Annotated in this window: 24 protein-coding genes and 1 riboswitch; of the genes, 11 read left to right on the top strand and 13 right to left on the bottom strand. The window is 31.8% G+C overall.

Translation table 11 applies throughout. The annotated features are described in order from the left end of the window. The 3 genes from cfbA (ACJMLZ_RS08120) to ACJMLZ_RS08110 all read right to left on the bottom strand — a co-directional run. Positions 1 to 337, bottom strand: a 337-nt coding sequence (gene cfbA, locus ACJMLZ_RS08120) for a sirohydrochlorin nickelochelatase (protein WP_405305126.1), incomplete at its 3' end; no start/stop codon positions are given. Positions 338 to 411: 74 nt separating this feature from the next. Then, positions 412 to 1,317 carry a sirohydrochlorin nickelochelatase gene (gene cfbA, locus ACJMLZ_RS08115; protein WP_405305125.1) on the bottom strand — a complete coding sequence of 302 codons (906 nt, stop codon included), beginning with the start codon at positions 1,315 to 1,317 and terminating at the stop codon, positions 412 to 414. Further along, entirely contained in the window at positions 1,289 to 1,687 is a 399-nt protein-coding gene (locus tag ACJMLZ_RS08110) for a Zn-ribbon domain-containing OB-fold protein (protein ID WP_405305124.1), read from the bottom strand. Before ACJMLZ_RS08110 ends, cfbA (ACJMLZ_RS08115) begins: the two co-directional genes overlap by 29 nt. Before the next feature lie 171 nt (positions 1,688 to 1,858). Here ACJMLZ_RS08110 and ACJMLZ_RS08105 point away from each other — a divergent pair, with 171 nt between their 5' ends. Both ACJMLZ_RS08105 and ACJMLZ_RS08100 read left to right on the top strand, forming a co-directional pair. Then, on the top strand, positions 1,859 to 2,788 hold the full coding sequence (locus ACJMLZ_RS08105) for a hypothetical protein (protein ID WP_405305123.1): 930 nt from the start codon (positions 1,859 to 1,861) through the stop codon (positions 2,786 to 2,788). Continuing rightward, positions 2,789 to 3,655 carry a hypothetical protein gene (locus tag ACJMLZ_RS08100; RefSeq protein ID WP_405305122.1) on the top strand — a complete coding sequence of 289 codons (867 nt, stop codon included), beginning with the start codon at positions 2,789 to 2,791 and terminating at the stop codon, positions 3,653 to 3,655. Here ACJMLZ_RS08100 and ACJMLZ_RS08095 read toward each other — a convergent pair. Genes ACJMLZ_RS08095 through ACJMLZ_RS08080 form a run of 4 tightly spaced genes read right to left on the bottom strand, consistent with a single transcriptional unit; the run spans position 3,652 to position 7,155 of the window. Beyond that, on the bottom strand, positions 3,652 to 4,923 hold the full coding sequence (locus tag ACJMLZ_RS08095) for a magnesium transporter (RefSeq protein ID WP_405305121.1): 1,272 nt from the start codon (positions 4,921 to 4,923) through the stop codon (positions 3,652 to 3,654). The two genes, ACJMLZ_RS08100 and ACJMLZ_RS08095, sit on opposite strands and share 4 nt — an antisense overlap. 39 nt (positions 4,924 to 4,962) lie before the next feature. After that, complete coding sequence (locus tag ACJMLZ_RS08090) at positions 4,963 to 5,565, bottom strand: potassium channel family protein (RefSeq protein WP_405305120.1); 603 nt, start codon at positions 5,563 to 5,565, stop codon at positions 4,963 to 4,965. Positions 5,566 to 5,576: 11 nt separating this feature from the next. Further along, positions 5,577 to 6,650, bottom strand: coding sequence for a precorrin-3B C(17)-methyltransferase (gene cobJ, locus ACJMLZ_RS08085; protein WP_405305119.1), 1,074 nt, complete (start codon positions 6,648 to 6,650; stop codon positions 5,577 to 5,579). Between the two features lie 7 nt (positions 6,651 to 6,657). Further along, positions 6,658 to 7,155, bottom strand: a complete 498-nt coding sequence (locus ACJMLZ_RS08080) for a hypothetical protein (protein ID WP_405305118.1) — start codon at positions 7,153 to 7,155, stop codon at positions 6,658 to 6,660. Positions 7,156 to 7,308: 153 nt separating this feature from the next. On the opposite strand from ACJMLZ_RS08080, the gene ACJMLZ_RS08075 reads away from it, so the two are divergent. Together ACJMLZ_RS08075 and ACJMLZ_RS08070 are read left to right on the top strand one after the other, a co-directional pair. Beyond that, on the top strand, positions 7,309 to 9,003 hold the full coding sequence (locus ACJMLZ_RS08075) for a DNA-directed DNA polymerase II small subunit (protein ID WP_405305117.1): 1,695 nt from the start codon (positions 7,309 to 7,311) through the stop codon (positions 9,001 to 9,003). Between the two features lie 12 nt (positions 9,004 to 9,015). Next, positions 9,016 to 9,603, top strand: a complete 588-nt coding sequence (locus ACJMLZ_RS08070) for a class II aldolase/adducin family protein (RefSeq protein WP_405305116.1) — start codon at positions 9,016 to 9,018, stop codon at positions 9,601 to 9,603. On the opposite strand, the gene ACJMLZ_RS08065 is transcribed toward ACJMLZ_RS08070, so the two are convergent. Further along, positions 9,600 to 9,761 (bottom strand): ribbon-helix-helix domain-containing protein, encoded by a 162-nt coding sequence (locus tag ACJMLZ_RS08065; RefSeq protein WP_405305115.1) that lies wholly within the window; start codon positions 9,759 to 9,761, stop codon positions 9,600 to 9,602. The two genes, ACJMLZ_RS08070 and ACJMLZ_RS08065, sit on opposite strands and share 4 nt — an antisense overlap. A 194-nt stretch (positions 9,762 to 9,955) precedes the next feature. On the opposite strand from ACJMLZ_RS08065, the gene ACJMLZ_RS08060 reads away from it, so the two are divergent. Further along, entirely contained in the window at positions 9,956 to 10,204 is a 249-nt protein-coding gene (locus ACJMLZ_RS08060; protein WP_405305114.1) for a UPF0147 family protein, read from the top strand. 20 nt (positions 10,205 to 10,224) lie between these two features. Here the strand turns inward: ACJMLZ_RS08060 and ACJMLZ_RS08055 are convergent, their stop codons facing one another. After that, entirely contained in the window at positions 10,225 to 11,238 is a 1,014-nt protein-coding gene (locus ACJMLZ_RS08055) for a cobalt-precorrin 5A hydrolase (protein WP_405305113.1), read from the bottom strand. Beyond that, positions 11,235 to 12,272: a cobalamin biosynthesis protein gene (locus ACJMLZ_RS08050; protein ID WP_405305112.1), complete on the bottom strand. Its 1,038-nt coding sequence runs from the start codon at positions 12,270 to 12,272 to the stop codon at positions 11,235 to 11,237. Before ACJMLZ_RS08050 ends, ACJMLZ_RS08055 begins: the two co-directional genes overlap by 4 nt. Before the next feature lie 61 nt (positions 12,273 to 12,333). Here ACJMLZ_RS08050 and ACJMLZ_RS08045 point away from each other — a divergent pair, with 61 nt between their 5' ends. Beyond that, entirely contained in the window at positions 12,334 to 12,816 is a 483-nt protein-coding gene (locus tag ACJMLZ_RS08045; RefSeq protein WP_405305111.1) for a DUF2299 domain-containing protein, read from the top strand. A gap of 645 nt (positions 12,817 to 13,461) precedes the next feature. After that, positions 13,462 to 14,628 carry a Cdc6/Cdc18 family protein gene (locus tag ACJMLZ_RS08040; protein ID WP_405305110.1) on the top strand — a complete coding sequence of 389 codons (1,167 nt, stop codon included), beginning with the start codon at positions 13,462 to 13,464 and terminating at the stop codon, positions 14,626 to 14,628. Here ACJMLZ_RS08040 and pyrB read toward each other — a convergent pair. Together pyrB and hisG are read right to left on the bottom strand one after the other, a co-directional pair. Then, complete coding sequence (gene pyrB, locus ACJMLZ_RS08035; RefSeq protein WP_405305109.1) at positions 14,621 to 15,556, bottom strand: aspartate carbamoyltransferase; 936 nt, start codon at positions 15,554 to 15,556, stop codon at positions 14,621 to 14,623. The two genes, ACJMLZ_RS08040 and pyrB, sit on opposite strands and share 8 nt — an antisense overlap. A gap of 37 nt (positions 15,557 to 15,593) precedes the next feature. Beyond that, positions 15,594 to 16,454: an ATP phosphoribosyltransferase gene (gene hisG, locus ACJMLZ_RS08030; RefSeq protein ID WP_405305108.1), complete on the bottom strand. Its 861-nt coding sequence runs from the start codon at positions 16,452 to 16,454 to the stop codon at positions 15,594 to 15,596. Between the two features lie 238 nt (positions 16,455 to 16,692). Between hisG and ACJMLZ_RS08025 the strand changes: the two genes are divergently transcribed. Then, complete coding sequence (locus ACJMLZ_RS08025) at positions 16,693 to 16,908, top strand: histone family protein (RefSeq protein WP_405305107.1); 216 nt, start codon at positions 16,693 to 16,695, stop codon at positions 16,906 to 16,908. Between the two features lie 40 nt (positions 16,909 to 16,948). Then, complete coding sequence (locus ACJMLZ_RS08020; protein WP_405305106.1) at positions 16,949 to 18,250, top strand: amidohydrolase family protein; 1,302 nt, start codon at positions 16,949 to 16,951, stop codon at positions 18,248 to 18,250. Here ACJMLZ_RS08020 and tfrA read toward each other — a convergent pair. Continuing rightward, positions 18,243 to 19,886, bottom strand: a complete 1,644-nt coding sequence (gene tfrA, locus ACJMLZ_RS08015; protein WP_405305105.1) for a fumarate reductase (CoM/CoB) subunit TfrA — start codon at positions 19,884 to 19,886, stop codon at positions 18,243 to 18,245. The two genes, ACJMLZ_RS08020 and tfrA, sit on opposite strands and share 8 nt — an antisense overlap. A gap of 239 nt (positions 19,887 to 20,125) precedes the next feature. Between tfrA and ACJMLZ_RS08010 the strand changes: the two genes are divergently transcribed. Together ACJMLZ_RS08010 and iscB are read left to right on the top strand one after the other, a co-directional pair. Next, complete coding sequence (locus tag ACJMLZ_RS08010; protein ID WP_405305104.1) at positions 20,126 to 20,500, top strand: DUF120 domain-containing protein; 375 nt, start codon at positions 20,126 to 20,128, stop codon at positions 20,498 to 20,500. Positions 20,501 to 20,902: 402 nt separating this feature from the next. Beyond that, positions 20,903 to 22,138: an RNA-guided endonuclease IscB gene (gene iscB, locus ACJMLZ_RS08005; RefSeq protein WP_405305103.1), complete on the top strand. Its 1,236-nt coding sequence runs from the start codon at positions 20,903 to 20,905 to the stop codon at positions 22,136 to 22,138. Between the two features lie 104 nt (positions 22,139 to 22,242). Further along, positions 22,243 to 22,376: riboswitch (FMN riboswitch) on the top strand. The last annotated feature ends 7 nt before the right edge of the window (positions 22,377 to 22,383 follow it).

Genomic DNA, 22,383 nt, shown 5'->3' with positions numbered 1-22,383 from the left:
CGTGATGGTGGTGATGATGACCAGAAATTTCATCTTCATCAAAATCATTTTCGATTCCTAACAATTTAGGAATGTCTCTTTTTGTGTGAAGTCCATGTGCAATGAAAACAGGAACAACAACTATCTTTTCCAAATCAGCTTGTTCGGTTAATTTTTTAATAGTTTCAGGTATTCCTGGTTTTCTAATTTCCATAAATCCATATTCCACAATAGCTTCAGGAAATTCTTCTAAATACATTTCTTTATAAGCTTTAATTACTTCTTCGCCCTCAGGTAGCCTAGAACCATGAGATAAAAGTAAAATTCCGGTTTTCTTATCCGCCATATTATCATCCATTATAATTAAATTATATGTTAAATTTTTTTAAGTCAGATTGAAAAATTTATTTTTCAAAAAAATATATGAAAAATTTATAATTTTTCATTAACCATATCCACTAAAATATCAATCAGAATGTCATCTGCCTTAATAGGTTCGGGATATAAAATTTCTCCATCAAAATCAACAGGAGTCAAGTCATGTTCATGGTCATGATCGCCGTGGCCATGTGAATGACTGTGTTCATGCTCTTCTAAAAATCCTAAGATATGTGGAATATCATGAGTTGTATGCATTCCCGGAGCAATGAATACTGGAATAACCACTAATCTATCAATGTCAGTATCATCTACTAATTTATTAATAGATTCTGGTATGCTCGGACCACATAATTCCATAAATCCAAAACTGGATGGTAAATCGCAGGCCTTTTCAAATTTAGCATATAATTCTGTGGCAAATTCCTTATTGTAATTTAACCTGGAACCATGAGTTACAAGCAAAATTCCGGTTTTTGCATCATCGTCCAACTTAGAATCTGATAGAGCTTCTCCAATTCTTTTATTGATGATATCCAATAATTCATCACGAGGTCCAATGGAACCCAATAACTCGATTTCACCATCGAAATCAACATCACGGGCTATTGACAGATAATGTTCTTCAGGATAGTTTCCATCAGGACATCTCGGATCAACTTCCAAAGGTTCAAGACCTAACAATTGTGGAATATCAATGTTTGTATGAATACCTGGAGCCAAAAATACCGGAAGTGCAATAATCTTTTTCAAATCATCGACTTCATCTTTTAAAATTTCAACGGCTCCTGCAATTGTAGGCTCTGAAACTTTCATATAACCTATTTCAGTTGCAATTCCTGTTTTTTTGATGAATTTTTCCTTAATTTCTGTAAATACTTCTTCTGCATAAGGTAAAGTACTTCCGTGACTTACTAAAATCACTGCAGCATTATTTGATAACTTTGAATTTGTATCCATATGAGATTACTCCGTCTTCTCCATCTTCTCTAATTCTTCTAAATACCATCTCTACATCATCACCAATTTCGATATCATCAACATCGCAATCGACCAATTGTGTAGTTAATTTTGCGCCTTCTTCGAGTTCAATTACAGCTACAGCGTAAGGAGCTGATTTTTTAAAGTTATCTGGCGCAGATCTAATAACTGAAAAAGTGTGAATTTTGCCTTTTCCGGAAAACTGGAAAGGTTCAAGATTACCTTTTCTCCTACAATTAGGACAAACTACACGAGATGGAAAGAACAATTCTCCACAAGTGGTGCATTTAGAACCTATAAGATTGTATCTTTGTTGTATATGACGCCATGTTCTAACAGTATCTGACATGAAAATCCTCCATATATTTTCTAATAAGTATAGTTTCTAATCAATAATATAAATAAGTATTTTTTTTATTACTTTTTTTATTGATTTAAAAAAAATGTAATACAGATTTGTGTAAAATCATGGAGTCGCATTTAAGAAACAAACTTATAAATTCATGATAATTTTTATATTATGAAAATCGACTCTAAAGGAAATTTAATTATAGGTAGTTTAGCTATTATTGCTATAACATTGTTTTTGATATCCATTTTCATTGTTACGAGTGTAAATTTTATTGAAAGTGAAAATACACAATTAAAATCAAATAATGAATTCAAATATATTGTTGATGATTACGATAGAAATCTTGAAGTGCTCGAAAGACAGTCAATATCCGAGGCAACTCAAAAGGTCTACAACGGTCTTCCAATATTTAACAGCAAAAATCAAATTAAAAAAAACCTGGATAAACACTTAAACGAGAAAAATAAAGAATTTGAAAAAAAATATGGTGTGAAAATATCTTCACAAACCGTTGATGTGGAAAACACCAACAGCCCATGGAAAATATTATTTAAAGTAAAGCTAAATGTCGAGAAAAACAGCATAAAATATTCCGGTATTGTCGAAAGAAACGCTTCGGTGGAAGGGCTGAAAGATCCGTTGCCTCTGGCAAAACTAACTATTGCATCGGGAATTTTAACCTACGACGAAAAAATTCATTATAAAAATGCAATAGCTGGATATATGGTTTTACATAATTTCAAATCGCCTGAATCCTATATCGAAGCGACAGCCCCAATGTACATTCAAAAATGCCCATATGATCCATATATCCATCATGGCGACCCCGGAGTACTTGATGACTGTCTTAAAAAAGGTTATTTTCACGAAAGCGCTGATGGAAGCTGTTATTTATGCCGCCTGGAAGGTAAAGGAAAATGTCCCCATTACGGGCTTGAAGTATTTATTCAAACACATACCTATTTGAAAAACGAATCGCTTTCCTGTTCCGACCATGTAGTCTTTTCAGACCATTACAATGGTGTTAAAATAAATGAATCAGACCCAAACAGTCTGATTTTGGATAATTCGCACAGAAAAAAATACGGATTGATATAAATGGACAACAAGGGAAACATAACACTGGAAATAGGTATTGTTCTAATTATAATCTTGATGATTATTGGAGTCTTTCTTTCAATCGATGAAATAAATACTCAAAAACTGGTAAAAAACATTGAAAATGAACACGACGAAACGTTGCTTGAAGGGGTAGTCGATTATCTAATAAACAATCCGGGAAATGTAAGTTATGGAGGAAATTATAAAAAGGGAAGCGGTCTTGCGATAGTAAATGAGGAGGGTCATGTGATTCCAAACAGCGTATCATATGAAAAATTGATGACTTTTGGAAGCGATTATAATAAATATATAAGTCGATATTTGTTAAATTCTAAAATTAAAAGCTCAATAGAGCTAATTCCACAGGAGAGTAGTATTTCAAGTGTAAAAATTGGAAATACCGAAGATGAAAACAACATTTATTCTGTCAATAGAATCGTAAAATGTGATTTTTTTAAGAAATATGTGATAAAAAACTTTCAAAATGAGGGAAAATGCAATTATAATAACCATAAATCAGATAAATACAGCTGTAACTACTTTAAAGTGTTTAAAGGAAATTTAAGAGCTAATGATTACTATCTGCTCTTTGATGAAAGCGAAAAACACAACACCAAATATTTCATTGACACCACATCAGACCACGAACATAAAAATTGGAAAACCGTTATTTCACAAAACATTTACCTCAACAACGAAATCAATTTCAATGACGAAAGCAGTGCGGTGGCATTTATTCATATCGACAAGCAAAAAGCGAAAGCATTACTCGTATGCGTTCCAAAATCATTCGACAATGACAAGTTAAAATATGATTATTTCACAACGAACGATTGCCAATTAATTTTGAGAGCATGGTATTAAATTAAAACACCCAAAATTATCAAAGATATTGAAATTAATATTAGACTTGAAATTGAGTCTGTAATACTTGTTGATATTGGAATCACTATATTGTCTGGGTCTAAATTATGTTTATAGGATGTAATTGAAATGTAATAAACTAAAAATATCATTACAGATACTAAAACAATTCCTGATAATGTACTGATTTCCATTATCTTAACAAATCCAACACCACCGGTTTTTAAAATGACTGATGAAGCTTCGGCAAGGAATCCTATCAATGGGAAAACAACTATTGATAAAACAAAACAAACACTGAAATTGCTGATTGTATTTCCTTGTGGTCTTGAGCTTGGTTCAACAAGCCCTGAGTGTAGGCCTGATGATAATCTGGCGCCCAGAATACTAATCAAACTTCCGCTTTCTCCGGAAAATAGTGGAATTAAGGTAAGCAAACTTGGATTTGAAAGCAAGCTTTCAACTGCACTATTTAAAATTCCACCAGCTGAACATCCTAAAAAGGAACATAAAAGCAAAACAGGGGTGGATTGCCTTAAAATAGTTTTTGTTTCATCGGATAATCTATAACAATGAACAAATGTTACAAAAACAATCAAAAGGATAACAACAAGGGTAACATCCTTGAAAATCCAATTTACATTCAATGCCTGTAATATAAACACTGATAATATAATTGCAGGTAAAGTAAATAAATCACCGAATGCAGCAATTATAGGACTTGTGATATTATCCGGATCCCAACCATGCTGAAAACTTTTAAACGAAACGAACATTGTTATCGGCAGCATGATTAAATTAGAAATAATACCTGCCACTACACAAATTATTATAAAGTCTATTAAAGACATTGAAGGATAGTGTAAGAGCAGACACATCAATTTTGCAACAATGCCTAAAAACAATGATAAAATCAGTGTTAAAACAAATGAAGCAAAAATATTATAATTCAATTGTTCTGATAACTCAAACTTAGCTGATATTATACCAATATGCAGGTTAGTGGATAACCTTGATGCAAAAGAACTGAAAATATTTCCCCTCATACCAATTGCACCGGGAATAATCACTAAAAGTCCTGGGAAAGTTTCAAGGAAAAATGTCATTTTTCCCAAAATAATACCAGCAATTAAGTCGCCTACAGCACAGATTAAAAGTGCTATAAGACCTTCCTTGATAGTAGAATTATACTCTTCAAAAAAATCAGAAATAGGAGAAACTACAGATAGTGAACTTCGAATCTTCTTCTGTGGACTTCTGCCCTTCATAAATATCACTACCTATAATTTTCATTTAAATCACTTTATTTAATCAATTTCATCTTCTAATTCTTCTGGAATATCCTCAAGAGAACAAGTTCCAGCGGCCAATTTTTCTAATAAATCAGCTCCGGCTTCTGTACCTTTTAATATTAATGTATCATTAGCAAGTAATGTAGTATTTTTATCCGGTCCATAAATCCAGGATGAACCTCTTCTAATTGCAATAACTCTCATTCCTGTACGGTTAACTAAAAGCAAATCACCTAAAGTATTGTTTGCCAAATCTGATTTTTCATCAATAATAACTCTCACAATACTTTTATCGGATTCTTCCATTACCATTTTAAATACTGGATGTGGTTTAAAACCTGTAATTACAAGGTCAGCTAAATCCTTAGCTGCATTTGCTATACTTTCTGCAGCCTCCGCAATCTCCAGAAGTGCAGTTAATTTTTCCGCATCCTCATAAGATCTGGCTGCAACTAACGATTCTTTTTTAATTTCATAGTTCATGGCATTTACTTCATTTTCAAGTGCAATAACCTCTTCAGCAGCTGCTTTACTATTGAATAATATAGCTGAATAAGCCAAATCAACCATGAGCTCTGATAAATTTTTCATTTCAATTAAAAGATTTTTGATTGACAATTCAAATTCCCCTAAAGATCATTTGGATTATTTTTTAATAAGCATGCTCTTCTAAGCTTCAATAAAGTTTTTTTCTTGGATTTCAAGTCATCGACTTCGGTTATAAGATTTTCTAAAGGTTCTCTTAAACATTCAACTGCATTTTTCTCATGTAACCAGTTACACTCCTTACAGTTCCAAACGTTTTTGCCTTTAATCCATTCTCCGCCGGTTGAAGAATCACCACATGGATAAAATGGACAATAGCAGAAATCACAATACTGACCATCCCAATGACATGGATAGAATTCACAATCCCTATTAGGTCCGTGTGCAACTTCACCATTTACAAATTTTTCATAATGATTCTGTGATAATGGATGAATATCAGACCGTATAACATATCCTCTCGGAGTTATAAGGTTATTGTCCTGCTGGTAAGTCAAGTCATTGCCAACAATCAATGTACAGGACATGTTGACAATGTCTTCAGTTAAATCCTTAACCTTTACAATGGTCTTTTTCGCAGGTTCATAAGTACTGTCAACAACACCAATTAATGTATCTTCTCCCTTAACATCTATAACACACTGTTTGAACCTTTTAAATGGTTCTCTACGAGTTTTGCTTAATGGATTGTATATGGCTATTATTAGATTCGCCTCGAGCGCATATCTCAATTTCTTTTCAATTTCTGATAAAGGAGTTAAAATATTGCTTAAACTTATGGCTGCAAAATCATTTAAGGGAGCTCCAAGTATATCTGAAGCATAATTTACAGCAGAAACGCCCGGATAAACATTAATTTCAACATTTTCATACTTACTGACAATCTGATATAACACATTAGCCATTCCAAATACGCCCGGATCTCCGGAACTGATTAATGAAACTGTTTGACCATCAAGGCTTTTTTGAATAGCCATTTCGGCCCTATAAATTTCATCGCCCATTCCTTTTTTAATGACTTCCTTATCTGAAATTAAATCTTCAATTTGGCTGATGTATTTTTTATAACCGATAATAACATCTGACTCTTCAATAGCTTTTATGGCACCTAAAGTCATATTTTCTCTTTTTTGACCAATTCCAATAACATTAATCATAATATCACTAATATAATTTTAAAACAGAACTTATTTTCATAGTATTTTCATCAACATACAGTCCGCCGTCCCTGTAGGTAGCATTTCCTTTTGCAATAACTTTATAGGATGGGGTCTGACTGATAATAATCTGTCCGGAGGTTGAATTTGGAGACGCATAACCTAAAGCCTCAATAGTTACTGTAAAATTACTATTGTCTGTGTCTTCAAAAGTTGTAACATTCATTGACTCGATGTTTACACCGTCGACCTCAGACAGCTCCTCCATCCTTAAGGCAACATCCTTTTTGTTGGAAATGTTAATAGGAGTCGGGTCTTTTACCAAAACATCGTTGATTTTTTCCGGACTAAAAAATCCTGTGATTTTTGATATCTGCATATCCACCAGTCCCTGGAAATTAGGAGTCTCGGATGTTACAATGGTATATGAACTAACAAGACCTACTTCAAAAAATACTACAAATAATACAATTATCAAAACAATTCTAAGTATTTTATTTGCCATTTTATCACAGTCATTAACTTATCAATTTAATAAGTACATTATAATAATTTAATTTCTATTTTTAATATATAATAAATATAACCCATAGACTAAAAAGTTGTCAAAAAAAATTCTCAAAGTTTATTAACATAGAAAATAAAAATTTTAATTAATATGTCAACTAATAAAATTCTATTAAAATTTGCAAAAAAAGGAATCAACCTATCACCTGAAGCTTATGACAAAGTTATTAATGCAGACAATCCTATAGATTTTGCATCTTCATTAATAGTTAAATTAAAAAGTGATAAATTTTCATCAAAAGATTTAATATCTGTTAGTGGACAAACAATTGATGAAATAACAGGTAACATTGAAAAAAAGGATGATAAAAATCAAAAAACCCTAATCAATGATGAAAAAGCTCCAGTTGAAGAAAAAATTAATTCAACCCCTAAAGAAAAAGAGATTGAAATTAAGCCAAAAACACCAGAAACTGAAAAAGAGAGTAAACCCGTTTCATCAATAGATGCTCTTAAAAAAGATAGCGACAACAAAGAAAAACATATTAATGAAGCAATTTTAGAAGCTTCAGAAACTGTTAAAGATGAAAAAATACAATTTAAAAGAAACCTGGAAAAAACAAACGTCAAATACGATTTTAAAATCATACAGGACACAAGTAAAAAGTCATATACAAGCGGCGAACTTGAAAATTTGATTTCATATTTCAAGAGCAGATATGAAAAATTATATAATATCCTATCAAAAAGGCCCGAACTTAGAAATTCGATTAAAGTTGCCGACATTGACGATTCGCAGGAAAGCCTAAGTATGATATTGATGGTTAGGGAAATCAGATCCAGTAAAAATGGCCATAAAATCATTGAATTTGAAGATGATACAGGTGAAATTTCTGTTTTATTTTCACAAAATAACGAAGAATTATTTGCTGAAGCCGAAAAGCTTGTAAGGGATGAAGTCGTTGGAATCATAGCAAATAAAAGTTCCGACAGAGGCTTTGCCTTCGGTCAGCAAATTATCAATCCTGACGTTATACAAATTCCAGATAAGGAAATGGACTTTGGAATTGTATTCTTATCAGACGTTCACATTGGAAGCTTAACATTCCTGGAAGACGCATTTAAAAGATTTATAGATTGGATCAATTGTGATTTTGGTACTGAAGAACAGAGAAGAGTGGCGGAAGACGTTAAATATCTTATAATAGGTGGAGATATAGTAGATGGAATCGGTGTATATCCAAACCAGGAAAAAGAGCTCGCAATAAAGGACATTACCCAACAATACAATGAGGCGGCCAGATTTTTAGGAAATATTAGAAGCGACATCAAGATTATTATTGCACCCGGAAACCACGATGCTTCAAGAGTTGCAGAACCTCAGCCGGCTGTGCCTGAAGAATATGCAAAGGCATTATACGAACTGGACAATGTGGAATTTATTTCAAATCCTGGTGTAGTGTCTCTGGACGGAATTAACGTTTTAATCTACCACGGACGTAGTTTTGATGATTTGGTAATGGCCGTAAAAGAATTTACACATGAAAAAAATGATTTGTTAATGGAAGAATTACTCAAGAAAAGACATTTGGCACCAATTTATGGTGAAAGAACTCCACTTGCATCAGAACTTGAAGATTATCTAGTAATTGATGAGATTCCAGACGTTTTCCATACCGGACACGTGCATATTAATACGTACAGAAGGTATAAAGGAATTCATTTAATCAACTCAGGTACATTCCAGACCCAAACAGAGTTTCAAAAAATCTATAACATTGAACCAACTCCTGCTGAAGTTCCTGTACTTCATAAGGGTAAATATAAACATTTTAAATTCTTATAATGAGGTAATTATATGAAAAAAAATATTTCTGAAGTTATCAATATTTCAAATGATATTTATGACAATGGATTAGTTTCAGGTAAAGCTGGAAATATTAGCGCTAGATTTAAAGGAGAAAATGGAGATGTAATAGCTATAACTCCCACCCTAAAATCACTGTCCCAATTGAATGAAGAAGATATTGTCCTTGTAGATTTGGATGGAAATATACTAACAAAGGGAAAGCCATCTTCAGAAGTCAACATGCATTTGGAAATTTACAAAAAAAGATCAGATGTCAATGGAATTGTTCACACACATTCCCCATACGCAACAGGTTTTGCCCATTCTTCAAAAAGAATCAAAAGATTTGAAGGATTCGGAGATGTTGAAACACCCTTCCTGGCCGAAATTGAATATGAAAAACCGGGCAGCTATGAGTTGGCAAAAAACGCTAGTGAAGGTCTTGGCGACGAGGATGTTTTAATCCTAAAAAAACATGGTGTAGTGTGTGTCGGTGAAAATTTAAAAGAAGCTGAATTGTTAGCCATTTTTGTTGAAGAAACCGCTAAAACTCAATTTGTAACACATATGTTAAATTCAGTTGAAGATATTATTTAATCTTCATCTGAAATAACTTTATTTCTATTTTTCATTCCTTCTTCAATCATTTTAATGATTAAACCGGATAATGAAGTTTCCTCATCGATTGCCATCTTTTTTAATTCTTTTTTTAAATCTACAGGTAGATTTATAGTTGTTTTACTTATATCTGACATATATAATAATTCAATTTAATTTAATATAAATTTTACTATACTTTTAAACAATTTTTATTATCTAATTTAAAGTTATTTGAATAATGAGAATATAAAATCTATATAAAAGCACCAAAAAATATTTAAATGTACAATAAGGATATATAGTATATATTGCATTACTTGTTTTACTAATAATTTTGGAGGGGTAATTTATGAGCGAACAAACTATCAAGGAAGTATCTGAAATTCTTCAATTTATCTCAGACAATAATTCTGTGCCTCGTAACATCAGAGAAGCTGCCAGTCAGTCTAACGAATTATTAAACGATGAAGAACAAGATCAATCTGTAAAAATAAGTACTGTTTTAGGAAAATTAGATGATATTAGTAACGATCCTAACATTCCTGTTCAAGCAAGAACATTAATTTGGGAAGTTTTATCTAAATTAGAATCAATCTAATTTCTTTTTTTATTATTTTTTCATTTCGAAACAGCTATAGCTATTGTAACGCCACTGTAAGATGTCTTTTTATAAATTAATTTTGAATCGAAACCTGCCATAATCAATGCTGACGGCTCACAAACACCATAAATGCCAAATTTTGATTTTACAAATTCTGATTTTTGAATATCATTTGATTCAAACAATTCCAACTTTTCCAAATCAACAAAATTAATCGGAATATTCAATTTTTCAGACAATTCCAACATTCCTTTTTCATCTTTTTTGATTTCTGCTGATGTCAGTTCATTTATTCTTGAAATGTCAATGTTTAATTCTTTAACAGAACTTTCTAATGCATTATAAATATTTATACATTCTTTTCCACGTCTACAACCCATTCCCGCAACAATCTTACGTTCACTTAATATCAACTCATGGCCATCTACACAGGCAACAATTTCGTTATTGTTTACTTTTGTGGAATAACTGACGGAGATATCCGTTTCAAGTGTATTGTCATTTAAATATCTGAATAAATAACTGAAATCCCTGTTGGGATTGACTGTCAATGAAATTTTCTTTCCTTCAAGAATACATTTATTGAAAAACAAAATTTCTTTTGTGTTGTCTATTGATAAATAAAGGTCCTTTGCCAAAACATCAATTCCCAGCTTTTTATTTACATCTGTCGATGTTGTTATGACTGGTGTTGCGCCGATTAGACTGGCTACTTTTTGAGTAAGCCTATTTGCTCCACCTAAATGACCTGATAATAGAGATATAACAAAGTTTCCATTATCATCTATGTTTAAGACTGCAGGGTCAGTTACTTTGGATTCTATTAATGGTGCAATTGATCTGACTAAAATTCCTGAGGCCATTATTGCTATAATAGCATCATATTCATAAAATAAAATTGGAAAATATTTCTTTACATTTTTATGGTACAAATCTGTTTTTATAATTGTTGAATCCAAGTCCAATTTTTCTTTTAAGGATAAAGATAAGTCATATCCTTTTTCTGAAACAGAAATAATAGCCACTTTCATAATATCACTTTGATTATAATTAATAATAATATAATTGTTATTGTAAATAATATAATTGTCCATTTTGATAATTTCACTGCATTTTCAATATCAATGATTTCAATTTCCTTGTTTTCATCACCTAAAACATATGTATCCTTTTTAACAAGCTGAATATTGAGTGCACCGGCTGCAGAAGCCATTGTATAACCTGAATTTGGACTAGGACATTTTCTTGCATCCCTTTTCATTATATAAAAACTGTTATTGCCGTCCAGCTTAAGCAGGTATGCTGACAGTACAACGAATAATCCTGCAATTCTGGATGGAACATAATTTAAAATATCATCTATTTTTGCAGGTAAAAATCCAATATCCATTAATTCATCGGTTTTATAACCGACCATTGCATCTAATGTGTTGGATAACCTATATAACATCGGAATTAATAATAAAAGGTATAATTCATAGTTTAATGGATAATATAATATGATTACACTAAAGATGAAGTAATAAAAGATCGGCGCGATATATGAATCAGTTATATTTTCTGTCATGCTTTCTATTGTTGCTGAGATGATGAAACTTTCAGTTAACTCATTTGTGTCCCTGCTCACAAGGTAAGAAACAGACTGGCGTGCCTTATCCAAACTTTCCTTCAAATCATTTTCCACACTGATTGCAGTATCCAAAAGCATTTTAATTGAAAATGTCGATGATAAAAGCAGTGAATAAACAATGAAAAGTAAAACAATGTTTAGATCTCCAATGATAAATATAATAAACAGAATCAGACTCACAACAAATGCAGCGAACAATACCAGAAGAAAACCTGACCACCTATTTTTAATTCCTATGAACATTTTCTTGAAGAAATTTATTACAGATCCCATGATGACAACAGGATGAATTCTTCCTGGAAGTTCTCCGAAGACAACATCTATTGCAATTGAAACCAGTAATGCTGATATGATAAATATAAATAGATTTAAGGAATTTATGTTTCCTGTTTGTGTGAAAATAATATCACTAATCATTTCATTATATTCAATCATACTTTATAATATATATAATAAAAAAATATATAATTTATTATTAAATTTTTATGATGATACTATGGATATTGAAGAAAACATTAGAAACTGGTTAATGGAAGAAGATTCCTTATTGGAAAAAAAATTCGATGAAAATTCTGATTTTCATTATGTTATCGAATTTCCAAAAGAAAATATCATGGATGTTGTAAAACCTAGAGGAAAAGACTGCATTATCGTTGCATGTGCAACACAGGTAGCTCAAGAACATTTGAATCTGATGATTTCATCAACACCTGAAAACAGAAGGGAATTTATTTTGGATTTGCAGTTTGGAATTAATAGCTTTTTGGTTGATTTTGATCTTAACATTAATCAGGATCTGTTGCAGCAGTTTGTTGTTACAGATACAATTTTTGAAGATGGATTGACAAAAAATGAATTTATTAAAACACTTAAACGTGTTTTTAAGGCAAAATTACATTGTATTTTCTTAATAGATAAGAAATTTGGTAAAATTTCCCCAAAAGTAAACGTATCCAATGAGAACGATATGTTCATTTAGACAGGGAGAGGTACGTTTCAAGTATAACGTTTTTGAGGGTTTTGAAAGATTGAAGAGGTACATTTCATCTGTAACACTTGAAATTTATCTCTGCAATTTGGCCTTTGTTTTTTATTTTATGAATTTTTAACCAATCAAATAATATCTTTTTTAGTCAAAATAGAATTTTACATTTTCTTACAGTTGAAACACATGTCTCGAAAATTGATTTTCGGATAAAATGCTTTACACTTGAAATGCATCTCTCTCACTCTACATCAAATTTTGATAAATTTTTTAAAAATTTTGTTTTTAAAGCTAAATGCGGTCTTCTTTTTCCTGATTTTTCCAGATTTTTACACTTGAAATTGTTATTTTATATTTGAAACAGTACCATTTCATGTTTTAATTTTAATTCAATATTTGAAGTTTATTTTAATATTTAGTTCTAATATTCCATTCGTTTAATTTAATATGGATTAATATCTAATATTCATCTATTTGAACGATTTTAATAAAGTTTGGTTTTTAATTTTTATTAACTTTTTCTAATATTGTAATAAAAACCTTTATTTATGATACTTTTCATATATTATCACTGGAAATACAACTCATAGTTTTTTTCTAATTTTTACTAAATTTTATTATATTGATACTGGTGTTATTATGTCAAACATTTTTGATGAAATACAAAAAGGTGACGATTCATTTGGTAAAAGTATTTTTAAGGATAAAAAACCTTTAGATCATAGATTTTTACCAGATAAATTAGTTCACAGGGAAGAACAGATAAGGCAAATTGCCAAATATTGGATTGATGCTCTAAATGGTGTTACTCCATCTAATGTTACCCTTTATGGAAAAACAGGAACAGGTAAGACAGCGGCATCCAAATTTGCCCGTGAACAGCTGATTGATGCAGCACGCAATAAAAGGGTCCAGGTGAAAGTTGAGTATATCAGATGCACTGACTATACCACTGAATATCAGGTAATTGCTCAATTATGTCAACAGCTCGGCCGTGACGTTCCTAACAGGGGTTGGACTAAAGGGGAAATTGTCAATACATTTAGAGACATTTTCAAAACAAATGTTTATGGAAGCAAATTAATTTTGATTGTCATTTTGGATGAGATTGATATTTTGCTTGATAAAGACGGTGATGGGATTTTATACACATTGACAAGAACTGACAATGTTTCCGTTTTATCCATTAGTAATTATTTGGATTTTAAGAATCTGATCAAGTCCAGGGTTACAAGCAGTCTAAATGATAAGGAAATTGTATTCCCTCCTTATGGTGCAGATCAATTAAGTGATATCTTATTTGAAAGAGCTCAATTAGCATTTAACGATGATGTTTTAGACAGTGATGTCATTCCATTATGTTCAGCTATGGCTGCTAAGGAAGAGGGTGATGCAAGATATGCTCTTGATTTACTTAAAAATGCTGGAGAATTGGCTTTTGATGATGATTCAGATAAGGTAACTAGCGCTCATGTTAGAATGGCGAAGGATAGGATTGAACACAATAAGGTTACTGAAATCATTCAAACTTTACCTCTACAGCAGCAAAGGCTTTTGGAAGCTATTTTAAACTTATCAAAACAAGGCGAGGAAATAACTTCCGGAAAATTATATGATGAATATGAAATGGTATCCAAAAAGGACGCTGTTACTTACAGAAGAATTTTTGACTTTATTAATGAGCTTGAACTTTTAGGAATAATTTCAACAAACACAATTTCACGTGGTCGTGGAAAAGGAAGAACTAATATAATCAAGCTTCAATGTGATGAAAACTTACTTGAAACAACCCTTTTCACTATTTAGGGTTGTTTTTAATTAATGTTTTTAAGATAGCCATTCTTACAGGAACGGCATTGAATGCTTGTGTGAAATATTTGTTGTATTGAGTATCATCAACATCAGTATCGATTTCATCAATTCTTGGCAATGGGTGCATTACGATAACATCCTTGCCTTCAAGCATTTTTTTATTAATGATATAGGCTCCTTTTATTTTTAGATAATCATCAACATCTACAAAACGCTCTTTTTGAATCCTTGTTATATACAATACATCAACATCATCAATTATACTTTCAATGCTTTCTGCCTCTTCATAAACAATGTTTGTTTTGTTTAAGTCAATAAGGACTTCCTGCGGCATTTTTAGCTCTGGAGGTGACACCAAGTATATTTTGACATTATCATATAGACATAATGCATTGGATAATGAGTGTACAGTACGGCCATATTTCAAATCACCAATTAAAGCAATTTTTAAATCGTCAATTTTTCCTATTTCCTTTTTGATTGTATATAAGTCCAATAATGTTTGGGTTGGATGTTGGCCTGCTCCGTCTCCCGCATTAATGACGGGGACGTCAACGATACCAGAGATGAATTTTGAAACACCTTCAAGTTCATGTCTTATGACAAGTGCATCACAGTATCCTTCAAACATTTTTGCAGTATCTGCAATACTTTCACCTTTTGACACGGAACTGGATCCACTATTTTCAAAACCTATTCCATCTCCTCCTAAACGTTTCATTGCAGTTTCAAAAGACATTCTTGTTCTTGTTGATGGTTCAAAAAACATTAAACCTAAAATTTTTCCTTTAAGTTCTTCACTAACTTCTTTTGATTTGGCAATGTTTTCTAGTTTAGCCGCTTCATCAATAATGTAGTCTATATCCTCTCTTTCAAAATCTTTTATGGAAATTATGTTTTTCAATTTAAAAATTTTAATCAACCCTTTATTTCGTGTCATTGCAAACTTATCTGTTCGTTTATATGATCCTTTCGATTGGCACAACAAGAATATCCTTAGCACCGGCATTTCTTAGTTTGTTTACAAGTTCGAAAACCTCATCTTCGTCTATTACTGCCTGAGCTGCAACTGTTTGTTCATCGGATAAAACGTCAGAGATTGTCAGTCCACCCATTGATGGCATGACTTCTTTTACACTGTCCAAATATTGTGTTTTTACATTCATCATCAATAATTTTTTACGTGCCGCTTCTAAAACACCTTTAATGCTTGTGCTGACAGATTCAATCAATTGCTTTTTGTCATTTAGGCTTTCCCTGTTTGCAACAAGAACAATTGAACTTTCAAGCAGTGTGTCAACAATTTCCAGATGGTTCATTTTCAATGTTGTCCCGGTACTTGTAAGGTCTGTTATCAAATCGGAAACGCCAATGAATGGTGCCGCTTCTGTTGATCCGCTTAGTTTAACGATTTTTAAGTTTAAATTATTATTCTCTAAATATTTTTTAGTCAAGTTTGGAAATTCCGTAGCCACTGTCATTTCGGATTTTATGTCTTCAACACTTCTGATTTTTGAGTCTTCCGGAGCGGCCAGGACAAGATTTGTTTTTCCGAAGTTCAAGTCAAGCAGCTGTATAACGTCAGCCTCATTTTCTTCAATCAAATCTATACCTGTAATTCCAATATCTGCTATTCCATCCTGTACAAACTCAGGAATATCTGATGCTCTTGCAAATAATACATCTATATCTTTATTAAAGGTTTTTGAGATTAGTTTTCTGCTTTCTCTATCTTTTAAGCCTAATCCTGCTTTTTCTAAAATGTTTATTGAGGGTTCACTTATTCTTCCTTTTGATGGAACCGCAATTTTTATTTTCATCGTAATCTTTCCAATTTTTTTATATGATTATATTTTTATTAATCTTTTTATTAATAGTTTCTTTTACTATTTTGTATTATTAATCATGATTAATTTTAGATTATTTAATATATTTATTCTTATTTTGATATTTTATTGCTGATTTAAGCAAAATATTTAAATATTAAGTCGTGTTATATTGTATATTTAACTTAAGATTAATTCTATTAGCCTTAAGTTTTTAAAAAAAATTTACGAGGTGAAAAACATGTCTGAAATACCAAAAGCTCCTATCGCAAGAATCATTAAAGATGCTGGTGCAGAAAGAGTTAGCGAAGATGCTAAAGCAGAATTAGCAGCATACGTTGAACAAGTAGCTCGTGATGTAGCTGTAGAAGCAAACAAAGTTGCTAAAATCGCTAAACGTAAAACTATCAAAGCTGACGATATTAAATTAGCTATTAAAAACTTATAAATAAGTTTTTAACTATTTTTTTTATTTTTTAGGTGTTATTATGACAGATAATACTATTTTAATCAAGAACGCATTTATTTTAAATCCAAATTTTGAATATAAAAAACAATCACTTTTAATTAAAGATGATATAATTTCTGAAATTTCAGATGAAATCGATGAAGGCAATGCAGGTAAAATTATCAATGCCGAAGGAAAAATTCTGCTTCCGGGATTTATCAATACTCACACTCATTTATCAATGACTTTATTCAGGGGATTGGCTGATGATTTAAGTTTAGACAGCTGGTTAAATGATCATATATGGCCAATGGAAGCCAACCTTAACGGGGATTATTGTTATATCGGGGCATTGCTCGGAGCAGTAGAGCTTATCAAATCCGGAACAACCACTTTCTCAGACATGTACTTTTACATGGAAGATGTTGCCCGTGCGGTGGATGACGCAGGTATCAGGGCAGTTCTATCATATGGAATGATTGATTTTGGTGATGCTGAAAAAAGGGAAAACGAAATTAAAGAAAATCTTTCATTGTTTAAAAACTGCGATGGAATGGCTGATGGAAGAATAAAAGTATTTTTCGGACCTCATTCTCCTTATACAGCTTCAGAAGAATTATTAATTAAAGTTCGCCAATTGGCCGATGAATATAATATGGGAATCCATATCCACGTTTCTGAAACTCAAAAGGAAATCGATGACATTTCTGCTGAAAAAGGCCTAAGACCTTTTGAATACTTGGATAAAATTGGATTTTTAGGTCCTGATGTAGTTGCTGCACATAGCGTATGGTTAAGCGATAAGGAAATTGAAATTATCAAGAAAAACAATGTTAAAGTTTCACACAACCCATGCAGTAACATGAAACTGGCTTCAGGAATTGCCCCTGTTTCCAAATTAATTGACAATGATATTTGTGTAAGTATCGGAACTGACGGCGCTTCATCAAACAATAATTTGGATTTGATTGAAGAGTTAAAGACAGCCAGCTTGCTTCAAAAGGTTCATACCCTCGATCCTAAAGTATTGACTTCAGATGAAGCAATAGCTATGGGTACCATTAAAGGTGCTGAAGCTTTGGGATTGGATGATATAATAGGTTCCATTGAAGTTGGCAAAAAGGCAGATATCATTTTAATTGATACAAATTCAGCCAACATGACTCCAGACAGCACTAACTTAAGTTCTAATATAATTTATTCAGCAAACGGTTCAAATGTCGATACAACTATTTGCGACGGTAAAATATTGATGGAAAATAAAAAATTAGTTGTCTTGGACGAACAGGAAATTTATGATAAGGCCAGACAAGCCATAAAAGAATTAAAAGAAGCTATCTAGCTTCAAATTCTATTTTATTTTTACTCATCACAATACTCTTTTTCCATTCATCTTTTGTTTCAGGGAAATCAGATCTGAAATGTGCTCCCCTACTTTCCCTACGCAATATTGCTGATTTTACGGTTAGAATACAAATTTCAACCATGTTTATAACTTCAAGAGCAGTTAACAATTCAGTGTTATATTGCTTTTTATCGCTAACGCTTAAATTGTCAAGATCCTTTTGCATTTCCAGAAGTTCGACTAAGGCTTCATTCAATGTCTTTTCATCTCTTACAATAGCTACTTTTTCCCACATTAAATTTTTGATTCTGTTTTTAAATTCCTGTGGTTTGATCGAACCTTCCTTAATTAGTCCTTCAATTCTTGAAGCTTCTTTTTGAACCATTTCATCGTTTGTTTTTAGTTCTGTAACTTTAGCTATTTTTGAAGCGCTTTCACCGGCGATTTTACCGAATACCTGTGTGTCTGCCAGAGCATTTCCGCCTAAACGGTTTGCTCCATGAACTCCACCGCACACTTCTCCTGCACCAAACAGGTTTTCAAGTGAAGTGGATGCATCGGTATTGATTTTTAATCCACCCATAAAGTGATGTGCTGTAGGAGCAACTTCTATAGGTCCGTTTTTAATGTCAACGCCCACATTTTCAAATTGCAATACCATTGTTTCAAGCTTTTCTTCAATTTCATCATCAGGCAAGTGTGAAATGTCCAGATAAACTCCTCCGTTTTCTGTTCCCCTTCCTTCGATGATTTCCTGGTAAATTGAACGGGCAACAACATCACGGGTTGATAGTTCCATCTTTTCAGGAGAGTATTTTGACATGAATCTTTCGCCATCCTTATTTAGAAGCTTTCCGCCTTCAGCCCTTACGGCTTCAGTTACAAGAACTCCCTTTTTGGATTCGGGTGTTACCATTCCTGTCGGGTGGAACTGGATTTGTTCCATGTCAACTAAACTGGCTCCAGCTCTATAAGCTATTGCAAAACCATCTCCATTTTTTTGGAAAGTGTTAGATGTTACAGGGTATAATTGACCAGCTCCTCCGCTGGCCAATATTGTAGCTTTTGCCTGGAAATAAATTAGGCTGGAATCCTTTAGATTCAATCCGGTTGCTCCAACAACCTGTGTTTCGTCACATACAAGGGATGTTATCATTACTTCTTCAATACATTCAATATCTCTTTTAATGATTTCCTCTTTAAGTGCATTTAGCAATTCTGCACCGGTTCTATCTCCCTGATAACATGTTCGTCTAAAAGATTGCCCTCCAAACGGTCTTTGATCTATTTGACCTGACTCCTGGCGGTCAAATAAAGCTCCATAGTTTTCCAAATCAATCAATCTTTTTGGTGATTCGTTTACTAATATTTCAACGAGTTTTTCATCGTTGAGATAGCTTCCACCTTTTAACGTATCGTACATGTGAGCTTCTATTGAATCGTCCTTATCAACTGTTTTAAAAACAGCATTGTATCCGCCTTCAGCCATACCGGTACAGCCAGACCTGAATGAAAGACCTTTTGAAACTATGAGCGGTTTTAAACCAGCATTATCAACTTCAATAGCTGCTCTAGAACCGGCCCCTCCAGATCCAATTATTAACACATCCGTTGAGATAGTTTTTATTTCCATTTCCATTACCCTGTAAATAATTTTGTAATACTATCTATGTTCATATTAGTTAAAATAAATTTCTTAATTTTTTTTTACTTTAACTATATTAATAATGAAAATAAAGTAAATGTATTGAACTATGGTGCATCATAAAATTTAAAAAATGAATTATTTTGTTATTACATCAAATAATCAATTACAGGTTTAAAATTATTAACTTTAATTCAATAATATTTGTTTTAATTAGAGGTCATTTAATGAAAATCAATGGTGAAGTTACAACCGGTTTGGGAAAGGCTGCTTATTTTCTATCACAGGAATTTTATACAAAGGAATTCAAGAAAAACTGTGGATTTATACCATTTCCAGGAACTTTAAATGTTATCGTACCGGAATCATGTCTTGATGAAATCAATGAAGTCAAGAACAATTGTGAAAATATTATTAAACCTGATGAAGGTTTTGGTGCTGTAAAATATATTAAGGCAGTAATAAATGATAGAATTGAAGGAGCTATCGTTTTTCCAGCTAAAACAACTCATGAAGAAAATTATTTGGAATTCATCGCTAAAGATAAGTTAAGGGATGAGTTGAATCTTGAGGATGGAGATATTGTAACTTTGGAGTTTTAATTTTTATTTCTTTATAATTTCTTTAATTTTCCTGTTTTAATCGCTGAAGTATTTATTAAGTCAATTTTATAAGCTCAAAGCAATATTCCTTTTTAAAAGCAATTTTACTTAATAAAAACACCGAAAAGTATTTTATAGTTGGTTAATATATTTATTATTACGTCTCAGGGCGGGGTCAGCTACCTACACTATAAATGTGGTGGTTTATAAATAACCACTTGCTGATTAGCCTATTATACGTTATCCAGAAATATATAGTTACCTATGGATATAAAGCCTCGTCTGTAGCTCTAAGACATGTAATTAAACAGTTTTGAGAGGTAGAAACAGTGTTGCATGTATATAAAACTCTGGAATAACATTGGCGAAGGCTTCACAACTCAGGAATAGGAGGTAAACTATTTGTTAGTTTATGTACTAAACAAAAATAAAGAACCGTTAATGCCTTGCAAACCTGCAAAGGCAAGAAAATTACTTCAAAATAAAAAAGCCCAAGTAATTCAAAGAAAACCATTCACTATTCAATTATTATATGGTTCAAGTGGATATAAACAAGAAATTTCATTAGGAGTGGATACAGGTAGCAAATTCATTGGTTTATCAGCTACAACTGAAAAGAAAGAATTATATGCTTCAACTGTTGAACTTAGAAACGATATTGTTAAACTTAATTCTGATAGAAGACAAAATAGAAAAAGTAGACGGTCTAGAAATACAAGACATAGAAAACCTCGATTTGATAATCGTAGAAAAAGTAATCATTGGATTGCTCCATCAGTAAAACATAAAATTGATACTCATTTAAAATCAATAGATAATGTTTATAAAATTTTACCTGTTTCTAAATTGGTTGTTGAGGTTGCAAATTTTGATATTCAAAAAATTAATAATCCAGATATTTCTGGTAAAGAATATCAACAAGGTGAACAGTTAGGTTTTTTGAATATAAGGCAATATATATTATATAGAGATAATTATACTTGCCAATGTTGTAAAGGAAAATCAAATGATTTTGTTCTGAATATTCATCATATTGAATCAAAAAAAACTGGTGGAGATTCGCCTAATAATCTCATAACTTTATGTAAAACTTGTCACAATAAGTTTCATAAAGGTGAAATACATCTAAAATTTAATAGAAAAAAGTCTTTTAGAGATGCTTCATTTATGAATGTTATGAAGTGGAGATTATATTATAAATTAATAGAATTGTATTCTAATGTTTCTGTGACTTTTGGTTATATTACTAATTATATTAGGATTAAACATGGTCTTCCCAAAGAACATTATGTTGATGCAAGATGTATAAGTGGTAATCCTTCTGCTAAACCATTAGATTATTATTTCTATCAAAAAAAGGTAAGATGTCATAACAGAAAAATTCATAGGTATAATCCAAAAAAAGGAAAAAGATTATTAAATCAAGCACCTTATAAGGTTAAAGGATTTAGATTATATGATAATGTATCTTATAACGGGCAAGAATGCTTTATATGGGGTAGAAGAAGAAGCGGTTATTTTTCATTAAAAAAACTTGATGGAACAATAATACATAATTCTGCAAGCTATAAAAAACTAAAGTTATTATTGCCTAGAAAAGGTTATTTAATAGAAACAAGGACGGCAGCTACTTTTTAATTAATTATTTAGATAATTAAATAAAAAAATAAGGTCATAACAATTTTTTTTAAAATAGAATAATTCACCAAAAAGTATTTTATGCATGATGAATATATTGTTAATATGCTCTCAGGGCGGGGTGCAATTCCCCACCGGTGGTGATTTTTAAAACAAAATAAGTCCACGAGCACGGAAACGTGTTGATTTGGTGAGATTCCAAAACCGACGGTGATAGTCCGGATGGAAGAGAAGTAATAGTTGTT

The organism is Methanobrevibacter sp. (genome assembly GCF_045126245.1).
Lineage (GTDB): Archaea > Methanobacteriota > Methanobacteria > Methanobacteriales > Methanobacteriaceae > Methanocatella.
Note: the sequence above shows the minus strand (reverse complement) of the source record. Positions and strands in the feature narration are given on the sequence as shown.